Origin of the sequence: Sphingobacterium sp. ML3W (genome assembly GCF_029542085.1) — a bacterium.
Lineage (GTDB): Bacteria > Bacteroidota > Bacteroidia > Sphingobacteriales > Sphingobacteriaceae > Sphingobacterium.
Genome location: NZ_CP107036.1, coordinates 158,285 through 174,089 on the forward strand (window position 1 = coordinate 158,285; position 15,805 = coordinate 174,089).

Consider the following 15,805-nt stretch of genomic DNA (forward strand, 5'->3'; position numbering starts at 1 on the left):
TTATATTCTGTTTTTGACAACGCTAATATCGAAATTAAATATTAAATTTGAGTAGCAAAAAAGTGAATACAGATTCAAATATTTATAAATCAAAGGATTGAGTTTTCCACTTTTTAGGTTAGAGAATGTATAGGTATTATAAACGATTAATAGGCGATTTCAAATAAAATTATGGGTACTAAAGAGGAAATTTTTAATAAGATAGGAGATTTATTACAGGATTTGAATGCACAGTATTTGGTTTTGTCAGAAAGGAACATTATTACTGAAATAGGTGAGCTAGTGAACTTGGAAGCTAAAGCACAATCTGTTGCGGCTTATATCACTTTACTCAAAACAGATGCCGTGCTACAGGGCGGACAAGTTCAAAATACCTTGAGAGAGTCGGTGATGGAAAGTAGAAAAATAGCATTTAATGACTATTTTACTCCACCTTCTTCGATACGAGCATCCAGCCAACCTATTGCGGAACCAGAGCGTGGTGAGAAAGATGTTGTTCGCACTGATGAACCTACAAAAATAAATGAAGATACTGTTGAAGCGAATGAGGAAATGCAGGAAACCAATGACTTATCAACAGCTTCTTATTCACCCGCAATAACTGACGAAGCTGATCATATAACAAATGAAGCTGTTGGCGAGCATATTGAAGAAAAACAGTATAAAGTAGATGAGCCTACAATAGATCTTTTAGATGAAGAACCTGTTGTCGTTACTGAAGTCGTGGAAGAACCAAAAGAGGTTATCATTGAGGAAGTTCCAGAGAGTATTATCCGTGAAGAAGTCAATACAGTCGTGGAGGAGGTTCCTTCAAGACCGCTTACATTAAATGAGATTATTTCACAGCAAAAACAAGCAGGGGTACAGAACAGGGTATATCAAGTGAATCAATCTGGAAGTTCTGATAAACTGACGGATATCAAAACCGGGATAAGTTTGAATGATAAACTTTTATTTATTAAAGACTTATTTAATGGTTATAGCTTGGCTTATAGTGAAGCTGTGGAACTACTGAATAGATTCAGTAGTTATGCTGAAGCTGATGCATTTTTGCAAACGAATTATGCGGTTAAGAATAGATGGGCAGATAAACCTCATACCGTTGAAAAATTATATGAGGTATTACGCAGAAGATATAGTTAATTTACTATTTTCAATAAGAAAAAAAGCATCTTTAATCAATTTAAAGATGCTTTTTTATGTGATAGCCTGACCATTACTATTGTTTAGTTCTATTTCAATTGAAATTGCAACCATTCTTTGCCTTCATGACCATAAACAAAATATTTTGGTTGAAAGATCTCCGCCAAAGATTCCAACTCTGTTAGGTATTCGTACCCTGGAATGCTGGCAAAATTTGGCTTTGTCATAATAAACAGCTGATCAAGTTCGATCGCCTTTGATTGCGCAATTGCTGGATCATTTAATAAAAGTGGAATATGAGTAAATACACTTTCATCACTGTCAATTATAATTATTTTATCAGCTTCATAAGCAACTGTCGTAGGGATTCCGCCTGCGATTTTTATGGATTCTTGTAAATAGGCGGACTGATTGATCTCCTGGGGATCAATTCGATCTAAAACCAATACTTTGGGTCTGTCGCTAGCAGTTATAAATTTGAGCTTGTGAATTAGTATACTGGTCTCATCTTCTACTTTCTCAATAAGCTCGATTACATTTTCCTTGATATTTAATTCTTCCCCAAGCGTCTTGATATAGGCAATCACATCTTCAATGCTAATGATTTCTGATTGCTTTGCTATTAATCTAGCAGATATTTCCTGTGGAACAGAGGTGTTATTTAGATTTAGTTGTTCCAAAAAATGGGCAACTAATTTTTCTTGATTGCTTTGCATGCTGCAAAAATACAAAAAGGGTAGCATTAGCGAAAGTAAATTAGCAATAGTAGGTATTGGAGGATTTTTGTAAATTGGCATCAAATAAATGTTATAGATATGTTTGACAAATTATTTCAGGCACAGCAAAAGGCAGAAGAAATCAAGAAAAGACTAGATACCATTTCGGTATCCGGTGAGGCTGAAGGTGGTTTGATACGTGTGGTGGCGACAGCCAACAAGGAGATTAAAGAGATTACGATCGATCCTGTCTTTTTGTCCAATGCTGATAAAGAGGAATTAGAGGAATTGCTAGTGGTGGCTTTGAATAAAGCAATAATCCAAGCGGAGAATATCAGTCAAGCTGAAATGCAAGCTGCGAGTAAGGATATGTTAGGAGGCTTAGGCGGATTATTTAATCAATAAATACATGATTATGAAAGCAACTTATTACGGTCAATCTTGTGTTGAGTTTGATTTTAATGGAACGAAGGTTTTATTGGACCCATTCGTAACTTATAATCCATTAGCGAAAGCAATTGATGTAAATACAATTAAACCGGATTACATCTTTTTGAGCCACGGACATCAAGATCATGTCGCAGATATGGCTACCATTCAAAAGAATAGTAATGCGACAGTATTGGCCATCGTTGAGACAGCTGCTTGGGTAAGAAGACAAGGGGTACCAGAAGATAAAGTTGTTGAATTCAATCTTGGCGGTACAATACAGTTACCTTTTGGCTCTGTTAAGATGGTTTATGCTGCTCATACGAATAGTACGCCTGATGGCCAATATGGTGGGTTCCCAGTTGGATTTGTCTTTAATGTACACGGGAAAAAGATCTATTTTGCTGGTGATACTGCATTGACAATGGAAATGAAGCTGCTGGCTGATCTGAAGCTGGATTGGGCTTTTCTCCCTATTGGTGGATACTATACAATGGATGTGGATGATGCGATCAGAGCGGCGGAATTTATCAATTGTGCCCGTGTGGTTGGGATCCACTACGATTCATTTCCACCAATTGAGATCGACAAACAAAAGGCCTTTGACAAATTCCAAAATGAGGACATTTCATTGTCTCTTCCAAAAATAGGAGAGACAATAGAATTATAAACAATAAAAAGACCGAGCTAGCTCGGTCTTTTTTGTTACTATAGTTTCTGTCAAGATATATTATTACTGTGCTTTTTCGTCTAGGATGATATGACAATTTTCTTTAGATCCTCTAGACTGAAAAGCGGGGTGTCGATGATTTTGTTTTTAAGGATCTGTTCCTTATTTTCTTCGAAATAAAAGAGCTTCCACTCTCCATTTTTGTATTCTAAGCTGCTTAGATTTTCGATCCAATCACCCGAATTCATATAGGTGCATGTGCCTTTTCGGGTGATGACTTCCTTTATTTGAGGTTGATGAATGTGGCCACAGATTACAAAATCATAGTTTTTCTCAATAGCTAACTCCGTTGCTGTATGTTCGAAGTCTGAAATATACTTAACGGCCTTTTTAACAGAATTTTTTATTTTTTTTGAGAGTGAGTATTTCTCCTTTCCCATTTTATCCAGACAATAATTGATCACATTATTAAGCTGGATCAATTTATCATAACCCCAACCCCCAAGTTTTGCCAACCATTTTGAATGATGAATAGATGCGTCGAAAACATCGCCATGAAAGATCCATACCTTTTGATTATTAAGTGAAAGAAGTAGCTTGTTGCTCAGTTTGATGTTTCCTAATTTGAGATCAGTAAACTTGCGTAGCATTTCGTCGTGATTACCAGTAATGTAATGGACTTCAGTGCCGGTTGAGCTCATATCGATAATCTTCTTAATGACCTTTAAATGATCTTGTGGAAAGTAGCTTTTTTTAAATTGCCAAATATCTACAATATCGCCGTTGAGGATCAATATCTTGGGTGCGACGGATTCCAGGTAAAGTAAAAGTTCTTTGGCTCTACTTCCGTATGTACCTAAGTGTATGTCTGAGAGTACAAGTATATCAAGGCTTCTTTTCATCGGAATAAACTATAAATATTCTTTTTACAAAAAAAAGGTAATTTTATTTTGTACTGATGAAATTCCTGTTATTAAATTATTAAAATTGCCCGTAAAACGGTATGAATAAGTTTATTAGAATTTAATATTGGTTTATTTTTCAGGTGTAAAACTATGGTATGATCATTTTTTTGTTTAAAGTTTTGTTATTATTTCTCTGTTGTAAAAGTATTGTTGATTAGCTCGTTTTTATACTTGTGAGAGAGAGTGTTTGTGTTTTATATTATTGATAGTGAGTGGTTTATTTTGTTTTTTGAGTTTTAGTTGTTGGTCGATAATAGACAAAATGCGCTGTCATCTTACTAGTTTTCCCTTGCCTCTCCTTAACTCTAGGAAAAGTGGATTGATTTTTAAAAAAAGTTACTAAGGTTTTTCCGACTCCGTCGTTTTAGCTTACAATAATCATTGTAGACTAAATGAAAACTACCCAAGAAGTTGCCATTCTTATCAAGAAGCAGATTGAAGGGGTCATCACTTCCGAAGAAACTAAAGAGCTTAGAAAGTGGGCCCAAGAGGATCCTAATAATGAGCTGTTTTTGAAAGAAGTGTTGGCCAGTGATAACGTATTTGACGATGTGTTGGTATACATGGAGTTCAGGCAACAGCTAGGAGATAGCTGGATATCGAATTTTAAACAAGATACTTCGGATAAAATACTTCGAGGACAAAGGAAGGAAAACAAAAGATTTCGTTTGAGATGGATTGGTTATGCAGCAGCCATCCTAATGGCATTTCTTGCTTATCAATTCTTTTATGTCAATGACAGAGCCTCACCATCCGAACAATTTGATTTGGCAAATGTTGAACCGGGAACAAATAAAGCTGAATTGACCTTATCCGATGGTCATAAAATAAGTTTGAGAGCAGATAAGGATGGAATAAGTGGAGACCAACATTTAACGTATAATGATGGTACCCCCCTTTTTTCTCTAGATAAAGAAAAGTTGGCGAAACTTACAGCCAATATTGTTGTGCCCTGTGGAGGGAAATACCAAGTCACTCTTCCTGATGGAACAAAAGTTTGGTTGAATTCGTCTTCAAAATTGACCTATCCTTTAGTTTTTCAGGAAGATGAGCGAGTTGTTCGTTTGGAAGGAGAAGCCTATTTTGAGGTAGATCGGATGATCAGAAATGGGAAAAAGAAAAAATTTATTGTTCAAACCCAAGATCAAAATATTGAGGTCACCGGAACAGAATTTAATGTCTCTGCTTATGGCGATGACATGAGAACCGTTACTACCTTGGTCAACGGAGCCATAGCTATTGTATCGGGTAACCGTCGTATGACCCTGAGGCCAAATGAACAAGCGACATTGTCGGAAAAAGGAATTGCCAAAAAGAATGTAGATGTACAGCATTTTATCGCTTGGAAAAATGATAAGTTTTTGTTTTATGAAACTGGATTGACAGATGTGATGCGAGCGATAAGTAGATGGTACAACATAGAGGTCGTTTTTCCAGAACATGTACCTTCTACCTTTCTTTATGGTGAAATTGGGCGTGATAAAAAACTTGTAGAGGTGCTTCGGTTGCTGGAGAAAAGTGGTGTCAAGTTTAAAGCCGAATTGAAGGGTAGTCATCCTAAACTGATCATTTTGCCTTAGTAATCAATAATTAACCAAATACATAAATCATGATGAAAAGTATAAGAAGACCATATCCAACGTAATTGGATCAATATTCAAAAAAAACCGAACAGATGTCCCTCAACACTGTCCGGCCATTTTTTGGATATACAAATCAGAGCACTTAGATAAAATTGAACCCTTTAATAATTTGTAACCCTAATTGTACAAAAATATGATTTTTATACAAAAAAATGACTATGGCAACCTTGTTGTCAGACCTAAACTTAAAAGATGGGTATTAAAAATGAAATTAACCATTCTATTTACAGTTCTGAGTATCCTCAAGCTTTCTGCAACAGGTTTTGCGCAGAACGTTTCGCTTAAGGCCATAAATTCTCCGCTGATTGAGGTGATGCAGAATCTTCAGAAGCAAAGTGGCCTGCCTTTTCTTTTAAATGGAAAGGATATTGCAAATACTAAGATCAATGCTGATCTCAAAAATGTCAGTTTAGAAAAAGCATTGAACATTATCTTCGTCAACAAATCTATTAGCTGGGAGGTCAGTGATGGTACTATCGTGTTGCAACGAGCGGAGAAACCTGATTCAGGTATTTCTGTTCGTAAAACAGAAAACATTCAGCAAAGTCGTACTATTCAAGGTAAGGTAACCGATGAACGTGGAAATCCCCTGGTGGGTGTTTCTGTACGCGTTAAAGGTACTAATACAGGAGTTGCGACAAATAATGAAGGTAACTATTCGATAGCAGTTTCGGGATCAAAACTAATTTTGCAATTTTCTATTGTTGGCTTTTTCGGACAGGAGGTACAAGTCACGGATCAACAGTCTGTCAATGTAATCATGAAGGAAACTTTTGACGATCTGGAAGAAGTCGTGGTCATAGGATATGGTACGCAGAAAAAGAAGTTAAGCACTGGAGCGACTGTGCAGGTTAAAGGCGAAGACTTGGAAAAATTAAGCACACCATCTATTTTGGAAGCTTTACAGAGCCAATCTCCGGGTGTTCAGATTACACAAAACTCTGGCATGCCCGGTGAAAGTTTTAAAGTAACTATTCGGGGCTTAGGGACCATTAACAATTCCTCCCCCTTGTATGTTATAGACGGAATTGCTGGCGGCGATATCAACTTATTGAATCCTTCAGATATAGAGAGCATCGATATTCTAAAGGATGCAGCCTCTGCTGCTATCTATGGCTCAAGAGCGGCAAATGGTGTGGTCTTGATTACTACTAAACAGGGTAAAGTAGGTAAAATGATGTTTAATTTGGATAGTTATACAGGATTCCAAAACATTTATAGAAAGCCATCGCTCTTGAACGCTAAAGAGTATATGCTTATACAAGATGAGCGAAGGTTTAATGAAAGTGGTTCGGGTTTCGATTGGGCAAATCTGATTCCGAAGCAATATCAGCAGATCATGGACGGGAAATGGAATGGTACAAACTGGCTGGAGGAAATTGAAAACAAAAACGCCCTATTGCACAACACTTCATTGAATTTAACGGGTGGAAATGAGCAATCTAAATTTTCGTTGGGTTATTCCATCACGAAACGCGACGGTGTATTGGGCAAACCTGTCGAACCTCATCTCGATCGTCATACTTTCCGTCTTAATTCGGACCATATTTTCTTGAAAAATGATCGGTTCAATGTGATCAAGTTCGGGGAGAACGTGAACTACTCCTTCAATAAAAAATCAGGTATCGGTATCGGTAATATCTATTGGAACGATGTTCATAATATGCTGGTTGGTAATCCATTATTGCCAATTTATAATGAAAACGGTGGATATTATGATTTTAATAGTAAAGTCGCGGATAAATGGGATTTTGATGCCGCTACACTAAATCCGGTTGCGGACATGTTCTACCGTCGTGGGCATAATCTCAGTAAATCACATGCGCTATCTGCCAATACCTATTTAGAAATCCAACCGATAGAGGGACTTATCTTTAAATCTAATTTTGGGTACCGATTAAATGCTTCATCCTACAGGTCTTATGTTCCTGTTTTCAAATTATCTACTACGTCAGAGAATCCAACAGATGATATCGATCAAAATCAAAGTATGGGACACAATTGGGTTTGGGAAAATACCTTGAGCTATAAACTGAACTATCGGAATAATCATCAGTTCGATGTTGTTCTTGGACAAACGCTGGAGAAATGGGGTATGGGCGAAACTGTTGGAGCCCAATCTTCCAACTCGATTTTTCCTGGTCAATGGGATAAGGCATGGGTCGGAAATGGGCAATTGCTCGAAGGCTTCCCTGTGTCGGGAAACGCCTGGGGACAAGGTTCATTGGCCTCTTTTTTTGGACGGGCAAATTACAATTTTAAAGAGACCTATATGGCCTCATTCACAATGCGTGCGGATGGCTCTTCAAACTTTGCGAAAGGTAAACGCTGGGGCTACTTTCCCTCGGCATCATTGGGATGGGTAATGACCAATGAAGAATTCTTAAAAAATCAGGATAGCTGGTTGAATTTTTTGAAAATCAGAGGTAGTTGGGGACAGAATGGAAATGCCAGTATCCCCAATTTTCAATATTTATCAACGATAGCCATTGATAATTTCGGCGGGTATTATTTCGGAAATAACAAAAATACATTAATCAAGGGAGCATATCCAGATATTCTACCCAATCCTGATGTAACCTGGGAAACTTCTGAACAGTTGAATCTCGGGTTTGATTCCCGTTTTGTGAACAATCGTTTAGCGATCGTATTCGATTGGTACAAAAAGTCTACCATAGACTGGCTTATCAGGGCGCCAATATTGGCATCCTATGGTACAGGGGCCCCTTTTATTAATGGTGGTGATGTGAACAATACAGGGGTTGAATTGGGGATCAATTGGAATGACCAAAAGGGAGATTTTCGCTATGGTATAGGTGTTAATGGTGCTTATAATAAAAATAAAGTCGTACGCATCGCAAATAGGGAGGGAATTATTCATGGACGACCAGATGTTTTAAGTCAAGGGACATTGCCGATGTACCGTGCCCAAGTAGGGTTTCCTATAGGTTATTTTTATGGCTATCAAACAGAAGGGGTTTTTCAGAATCAAGCACAGATTGACGCGTTGCGAAACAGTGGACGTGGTGTCTTATCCAATGCGCAGCCCGGAGATCTGATCTTCACAGACACGAATGGTGATGGCGCGATTACGGACGATGATAAGGTGATGATCGGTAACCCGCATCCAAAATTCACTGGTGGATTGAACTTGACTTTTGGTTATAAGGGATTCGATCTGGCAGTTACAGCCATTGGATCATTTGGACATCAAATTGCGAAATCTTACCGTTCTTTTTCAGATTCTCCACTACAGAACTATACGACTGAAGTATTTCAACGCTGGCATGGCGAGGGAACATCAAATCGATACCCGAGATTGACGGCAGGATCACATAGCAATTTTCAGAATATCTCAGATATCTATATTGAAAATGGAGACTTTGTGAAGCTCCAGAATATTACCATGGGATATAACTTTAAGAGCCTTTGGAAAAAAGCTCCATTTAGCCAGGCACGAATTTATGCTACGGTGCAGAACCTTGTTACATTCACCAACTATAGTGGTATGGATCCAGAAATTGGGTATGGGGATGCAGAGAGCTGGGTGTCTGGCATTGATGTAGGCTTTTATCCGCAACCACGTACAATACTTCTTGGTCTTAACCTTAAATTTTAGTTCTAGTTAGATATGAAAAAGACAATATTAATATGCTTGTTTGCCGGAATGCTTTCGTCCTGTGGAAAATTTCTGGATTCAGAAAGCCTTGATAAAAAGAATACAGACAACTTCCCGGTAACAGTGGCGGATGCCAATATCCTGTTGGCAGGAATCTATAATGGGTTGAGTAGGGGAGTAAGTAGTGTCGAAAGTTCCCATTTTTATATGTCGGAATTGGCTTCGGATGATCGTTTTGGCGGGGGTGGGGCAGATAACCGGGATATGCAGGGACTGGATCATCTCATGAATACAGCCCCAGATTATTTTTTGCCATTTTGGACTGCACGCTATGCGGGGATTTATAGAGCGAATACAGCTATTGAAACACTCGATAAGGTGACAGGTTGGGCAAATGATGCGCAAAGGGATCAATTGCTCGGCGAGGTTTATTTTTTAAGAGCCTTATTTTATTTCGAACTTTCACAGATGTTTGGTGAAGTACCCCTGCTCCTGAGTTCTGTGGTGGCTAATGTCCCCAGAAGTCCAGCAGATCAGACCTACGGACAGATTGCAAGTGATTTGATGAAGGCTATTGAGCTTATGCCCGCAACCAAATCTAATATAGTAGTCTCAGGTCATGCCTCTAAATGGGCAGCACAAGCATTGCTTGCCCGTGTATATTTGTTTTATACAGGATACTATAAGAAAACAGATTTGCCATTGGCTGCCGGTGGTATTGTGGGAAAAGTACAAGTGATTCAATTGCTTGAAAACTGTATTCAAAACAGTGGACACGATTTGGTAGGCGATTTTAGAAACTTATGGCCATACACCAATAAGGAGACAGCAAGAGATTATAAGTACGTACAAGATAATAAACTGGCCTGGGTGGGAGATGGAAATATAGAAACCGTATTTGCGATTAAATTTGGAACTGTAGTGGATTGGGGGGATGAATATCAACAAGGTTATTCGAACCAGTATAATCTTCATTTTGGACTTCGTACGGGTAATGGTTCGGAGCGTACTTTTCCGTTTGGGCAGGGATGGGGTGCTGGACCTGTCAATAGTGAATTATGGAAAGATTGGGCGCAAGCAGAACCAACGGACATGCGTATGTGGGCTTCCATCATTAATGTAGAGACTGATCTGGAAGATTATACCTATGGGGCTGACAATCAAATGGAAGAAACTGGGCTGTGGCAGAAAAAATATATTGCGGTATCTGCTTATGATGACAAGAAGAACTTTGTACCATCTTATGCTATCCTTTTAGATAAAGCTTTGGCGGAATATCAATTGGCTCATACCCAAGATTTGGTCATGATCCGCTTTTCAGACGTGTTGCTCATGCACGCAGAGTTGAAAGGAGATGCGACGAATTTAAACAGGGTAAGAAGGAGAGCGGGGTTAAAGGATATTTCATATTCTTTAGCAGCACTGAAACGTGAAAGAAGATGGGAGCTGGCTTTTGAAGGCGTACGTTATTTTGACTTGATGCGCTGGCATGATGCAGCTGCGGATTTGGCGAAGCAAGAAGGGGTGCTGATTAAGAATAAAGGGATAGATGTACCAATGAAGGCTTTTGGTGGTGGTTATAGAGCTCGTTATGAGCAAACTGGAGGGTTCTGGCCAATACCTGTTTCACAGATTACACTTTCGGACGGGGTTTTGACACAGAATAAAGGTTGGGGGACAGCTGCGGCTGAATTTACAGGATGGTAAATCTTAACATATTGAACTATGAATAATCTTATAAAATATATTTTTCTGGTATGCGTGCTATCGTTCACTATTTCTTGTGAGCCTATTGAAAAGCGCCTTGAGATGGGACCTGCAATCACGGCGGACCAATTGGATATTACCGCCATTCCTTTAATGGTCAACGGGAAGAGAAGCAATAAAGTCATTCTAGACAATAAAAGTCCAGTACTATCCTTATGGAACTATGGTTCGGGGAGATCTACACGCAAATCAGATACTGTTTTGATGGTTGCTACAGGAGAGCGAACCATTCGATTTGTAGGTCTCAATCCCGATGGTACCAAGGTTCAAAAGAATTTGACGGTTCGGGTTGATGAACTAACATTTCCTGTTCCGCCCGAGTGGGCAATGTTAACAGGAGGAAGTAAAAGAACATGGAAATGGGATGAAACAAAACCTGCTGTATGGGGTAATGGAGGATATTTGGGAAACTTTGCACCGGCATGGTGGACGTTAAAAGAAGCAGAGATGGATGAACAGGAAGCAGGAGCTGGCATTGGTGCAAAGATGGAACTCAATTTGGATGATGCCATTTTTACGAAGGTAAGATCGAACGGTTCAAAAGAAGTAGGGGTCTTTAGTTTTGATATGAACCAAAAAACAAAAGATGGTGAAGGAAAAATATGGGGACAAGGAAAGTTTCGAACCAGTGGAGCAGCCATTCTTGTTGGGAAGTCTCCAGATGAAGGGGGGAAAGCTGTTTACGAATTTGATATTATCGTTCTGAATGATAAGGAATTGGTCTTGGCTTATGCACCTCCTGGAACTGAGGCTTGGGGGACCGCTTACTTTTGGGTCTTTAGGGCAATTGATTAGTAATGTACATCATACTGAAGACTAGCTGAAAAGTTAGTTCATATTTAATAGCGTTACATATTAAACAACAGGAACGAAGCAATCTGTGATTTATCATTATCAGATTGCTTCGTGCTTTTATAGGTAATCGAAATAACAATTTAACTAAGGTCCTTTTTATTTTGCAATTGAAGTCTTTGTATAGTGTCATTAACGAATGATTTTTTTTAAAATTGAACAAAATTCTTTCAACTTAGGTAATTATGTGTTAAATTTATATTGACCAGTTATGAGGGGTGGAATCCAAATTATTTATGAAAAAACTAGATCAACATGTATTGGATTTGCAAGACGGTAAAGAAGCTGCATTAGCATCCCTTATTGATGAGTTTAGTGAGAAACTGCTTTTTTTTGCCTATAAAATTGTAAAAGACAAAAATATTGCGGAGGAAATTATTTCGGATTCATTTATTAAGTTATGGGAACGCAGAGGCAATTTTAGTTCTATCGAATGCATCAAATCTTTTTTGTTCTTAGTGACTAAAAATGCTTGTTTAGATGCTTTAAAACAAAGTAGATCCAAATTTGAGCATAGCGAATCTTTTTTAATGGATCTTAAGACAGATACACAGGATGTTTTAACGAAAATCATTTATTATGAGCTTATTGATTTAATTGCCAAAGAGATCGAAAAATTTCCCAAAAGGCAGGCACAGATCATACAGTTATCTTTAATAGAAGGTAGATCTACAGAAGAGATTTGTGAAGAATTGGAGACTACTCCGAGCACGGTTTATTTTGCCCGGTCAAAAGCTATTTCAACCTTAAAACAAGTGTTCAAACAGAAGAATATTTCATATTATCAAGTTAGCTTTTTGCTTTCCATGCTCTGGCCCTAATAGATCGTAGTTCCTAAAAATGAGGAAATTTTTGGAGAAGAGGGGGGAGGCAACAGTTGTTTGTAAAGCTCTCAGTTTAATAGGGCCCCAACTTTGAAGCTAGCATTGGTTTGATTTGTTGAAAGGGGAAGAGATATAAAAAAAGGCACATCATGTCATGTGCCTTTTTTTTAATATGTTAAAGATTATTTTACTTATCTATTTAGCAGTTGCTGCCGCTCTATCGATGTGGAACTGTACCAGGTCATCGATAGGAGAACGCAAAATCTTGCCCACTTTCATTCCATATTGTTCAGCCTTTTCAGCCAATACATTTCTGAAATTGTAACCTACGGAACCAATGCAATTGAAAGTATAGCTTTGATAATTAGGATATTTACTTACTAAATTTCTGAAGAAAGCTTCAAAAGCTTCATCGACAATATTTCGTGTATATTCGATATTTACATTGTTGTCATATACGAATTTACTGAAACTTGCACAGAAACGATTAGGCATAGGTTTGGTATAAACCGCGTCCATGATTTCATCTTTCGTCATTTTATATGTGTTCCAAAACACTTCCTTTACATCTTTAGGCATTAAATTACGAACATAATCTGCAAGTAATTTTTTACCAATGTAACTACCCGATCCTTCATCGCCTAAAATGTAAGCTCCGGAATCAATATTTAATGTAATTTCTTTGCCGTCATAGAGACAAGAATTTGTTCCTGTACCCAAAATCGCAGCAAACCCAGCTTCTGATCCTAGCAATGCTCTTGCTGCAGCAAGTAGATCATGTCCAACTTCCACTTTCGCTGTAGTAAATACGTGTTTTAGTGCATCAACTACGATCTGAGCTTTTTCTTTATTATGGACCCCTGCACCATAATAATTTACTTCCGCGATTTTTTCAAAGGGTAAATCCTGCGGTAATCCTTTTTTTAGGGAGTTTACAATGTATTCACTGTCAACAAAATACGGGTTGTACCCTTCTGTGTTGAAGTAGATTTTTTTATTTGAATCGTCTAACAAACACCAGTTTGTTTTTGTTGATCCCCCGTCAGCAATGATTATCATTATTGAGTAGTTTTAATTGTGTTTATCGTTATAAAATGAGTAATCAATTCATTAATCAATTCCCCGAAAATACATTTTTTAATTTTAAATATCATAATTTATCCGAGTATTTTTGAAAAAATAAATTTTATGAATTTGCTCATAATATAAAAAAACTGGCTTAACAGTGTCGTTAAGCCAGTTTTTGGGTCGTGTAGTAAAATTGATTAAATAGTGTACTATTTACAATTAGTTGATGTTTTTAATGTGCTCCTTCAGCCTCGATTTCATCAATATTGATTCCTTGTTTAGTTAAAATTCCTTTGACAAATACAGCAAAGAAAACAATATAACAGAATCCGATCAATGGTAGGATATAGGAGTTGTGTATTCCAATAAGATCGGCCAATTTTCCTTGGATAGGAGGAAGGACGCCACCACCAAGAATCATCATAACTAAGAATGCTGAGCCCTGAGCAGTATATTTTCCAAGACCAACAATTGATAAACTGAAAATAGATGACCACATAATTGAACAAGCAAGTCCTCCTGATAAAAATGCATAAATCGCGATTGTACCTGAAGAGAAAAGGCCGATTAACATAGCGATGATTCCAAATAAACCGAAAATGATCAATGTACGGGCTGGTTTCTCTTTACTCAGATAGAAAGCAACGATTTGCAGAATAATACAGACCACATAGTAATAAAGGTGTGACATTTCGAAGCCCGCAAGGGTGTTCACGCCAATAATAATCGAGAAAGCAATTAAAGGGACAATAATCAGTAGTCCATTTTTAGCCGACTTGCTTAGGTTGAATGCTGTAATAGCACCTGCCCATCGGCCAATCATCATACTACCCCAATACATGGATACATATGGTGTGATTTGTGAAGACTGTAGGTGGCCAAATTCTTTTAATGTAAGCAACTCACCTAAGTTACTACCAATAGCAACTTCGATACCTACATAGATAAATAATGCAAGCATTCCCAAAGCCAGTTGCGGATATTTCATTGCTCCCCAGCCTTCAGGGTTCTTTTTCGCGCTTCTGTTGGAGAAAAGTAAACCGCCGATAACAACAATTAATGCACCTGCTAACCATAGCATACGTTGTGTTTCAAGTGGTTTGGCAACTTCTTTAATATGTGCTTTTAATTGATCGATTTGTAGCTGATCAGTGAGGCTTGATGCTTGTTGATGTAGCTGTTCGATATGCAATGCAAGGTCACTTTTGTAACTTAGGAATACTGGAGTGAACATACCGAATAGTAGAACTGTCATGATGATCAAGGTACGTAAAGCCTTATTGGCCTTTTCCATGGGTTCATTGCTAATTCCAGCTGGAACTTTTTTACTGAAATTGAACAATGCTGCAGCTAAAAGAAACAACAAACCAACACCAACATATAGGTATACAACCTTATTTAAAGGGAGATTGGCAATTTCAGAATCTGAGATCGGCTCAAATGTTCCAAATAGAGAGAAACCAATAACCAATGGTCCTATTGTTGTTCCGAATGAGTTGATACCACCTCCGAGGTTAACACGTGAAGCTCCCGTCTTTGGGTCACCTAATAAAACAGCGAAAGGATTAGCAGCTGTTTGCTGTAAAGAGAATCCAAGTGCAACCACAAATAGACCCAACAACATTCCAATATATAAATTTACCTCGACCGCCACAATCATTGCTGCTGCTCCCAACGCAGAAAACAGTAGACCATAGACGATACTTTTTTTGTAACCCCATTTTCCAACAAGGTCTTTACCACCAATTGAACTGAAGATAAAGAGGAGTAATGCACCAATGTAGTAGGCCGTGTAAAAAGCAAAGTCAATGAGCTGCGATTGAAATTGATCTAAGTGAAAATAATTCTTGCAGAATGGGATAAATACGCTATTTCCCGCTGCAATGAACCCCCAAAAGAAAAACACAATAATCAATGTGTAGAGTGCGGGGTAATTGGTTTTAGTTTGTTGCTGTTCCATATAAGGGATCTAAAAACTTAAATTTTGAAAGGTACGAACTTATGAAAAAAAATATAAAATTCAATCTAAAAATGTCGTTAAATCGTTTTACTAGCTACAATAGTAAATATTTTTTTTGAAATATTTTGAAATAACAAAATTTGTTTTTT

12 protein-coding genes are annotated in these 15,805 nt (G+C 37.8%); 8 read left to right on the forward strand and 4 right to left on the reverse strand.

Annotation, left to right across the window (positions count from 1 at the left end):
• The first annotated feature begins 171 nt into the window (after positions 1-171).
• Positions 172-1,143 carry a hypothetical protein gene (locus tag OGI71_RS00710; protein ID WP_282253410.1) on the forward strand — a complete coding sequence of 324 codons (972 nt, stop codon included), beginning with the start codon at positions 172-174 and terminating at the stop codon, positions 1,141-1,143.
• Between the two features lie 89 nt (positions 1,144-1,232).
• On the opposite strand, the gene OGI71_RS00715 is transcribed toward OGI71_RS00710, so the two are convergent.
• Positions 1,233-1,940, reverse strand: coding sequence for a hypothetical protein (locus tag OGI71_RS00715; RefSeq protein ID WP_282253411.1), 708 nt, complete (start codon positions 1,938-1,940; stop codon positions 1,233-1,235).
• A gap of 18 nt (positions 1,941-1,958) precedes the next feature.
• Here OGI71_RS00715 and OGI71_RS00720 point away from each other — a divergent pair, with 18 nt between their 5' ends.
• On the forward strand, positions 1,959-2,264 hold the full coding sequence (locus OGI71_RS00720) for a YbaB/EbfC family nucleoid-associated protein (protein ID WP_165308327.1): 306 nt from the start codon (positions 1,959-1,961) through the stop codon (positions 2,262-2,264).
• A gap of 10 nt (positions 2,265-2,274) precedes the next feature.
• Positions 2,275-2,958, forward strand: coding sequence for a metal-dependent hydrolase (locus tag OGI71_RS00725; protein WP_282253412.1), 684 nt, complete (start codon positions 2,275-2,277; stop codon positions 2,956-2,958).
• An 80-nt stretch (positions 2,959-3,038) separates the two neighbouring features.
• Here the strand turns inward: OGI71_RS00725 and OGI71_RS00730 are convergent, their stop codons facing one another.
• On the reverse strand, positions 3,039-3,860 hold the full coding sequence (locus OGI71_RS00730; protein ID WP_120260579.1) for a UDP-2,3-diacylglucosamine diphosphatase: 822 nt from the start codon (positions 3,858-3,860) through the stop codon (positions 3,039-3,041).
• 455 nt (positions 3,861-4,315) lie between these two features.
• Between OGI71_RS00730 and OGI71_RS00735 the strand changes: the two genes are divergently transcribed.
• The 5 genes from OGI71_RS00735 to OGI71_RS00755 all read left to right on the forward strand — a co-directional run bounded on the left by OGI71_RS00735 (position 4,316) and on the right by OGI71_RS00755 (position 12,625).
• Positions 4,316-5,503: a FecR family protein gene (locus OGI71_RS00735; RefSeq protein ID WP_282253413.1), complete on the forward strand. Its 1,188-nt coding sequence runs from the start codon at positions 4,316-4,318 to the stop codon at positions 5,501-5,503.
• A 196-nt stretch (positions 5,504-5,699) separates the two neighbouring features.
• The gene (locus tag OGI71_RS00740) at positions 5,700-9,185 is read left to right on the forward strand and encodes a TonB-dependent receptor (RefSeq protein WP_282253414.1); all 3,486 of its coding nucleotides are present in this window, start codon (positions 5,700-5,702) and stop codon (positions 9,183-9,185) included.
• 12 nt (positions 9,186-9,197) lie between these two features.
• The gene (locus tag OGI71_RS00745) at positions 9,198-10,892 is read left to right on the forward strand and encodes a RagB/SusD family nutrient uptake outer membrane protein (protein ID WP_282253415.1); all 1,695 of its coding nucleotides are present in this window, start codon (positions 9,198-9,200) and stop codon (positions 10,890-10,892) included.
• An 18-nt stretch (positions 10,893-10,910) separates the two neighbouring features.
• Positions 10,911-11,747 (forward strand): hypothetical protein, encoded by an 837-nt coding sequence (locus tag OGI71_RS00750; RefSeq protein WP_282253416.1) that lies wholly within the window; start codon positions 10,911-10,913, stop codon positions 11,745-11,747.
• A gap of 293 nt (positions 11,748-12,040) precedes the next feature.
• Positions 12,041-12,625, forward strand: a complete 585-nt coding sequence (locus OGI71_RS00755) for a sigma-70 family RNA polymerase sigma factor (protein ID WP_282253417.1) — start codon at positions 12,041-12,043, stop codon at positions 12,623-12,625.
• A gap of 198 nt (positions 12,626-12,823) precedes the next feature.
• On the opposite strand, the gene OGI71_RS00760 is transcribed toward OGI71_RS00755, so the two are convergent.
• On the reverse strand, positions 12,824-13,687 hold the full coding sequence (locus OGI71_RS00760) for an N-acetylglucosamine kinase (RefSeq protein WP_077432461.1): 864 nt from the start codon (positions 13,685-13,687) through the stop codon (positions 12,824-12,826).
• 241 nt (positions 13,688-13,928) lie between these two features.
• Positions 13,929-15,656: an MFS transporter gene (locus OGI71_RS00765; protein WP_282253418.1), complete on the reverse strand. Its 1,728-nt coding sequence runs from the start codon at positions 15,654-15,656 to the stop codon at positions 13,929-13,931.
• Between the last annotated feature and the right edge of the window lie 149 nt (positions 15,657-15,805).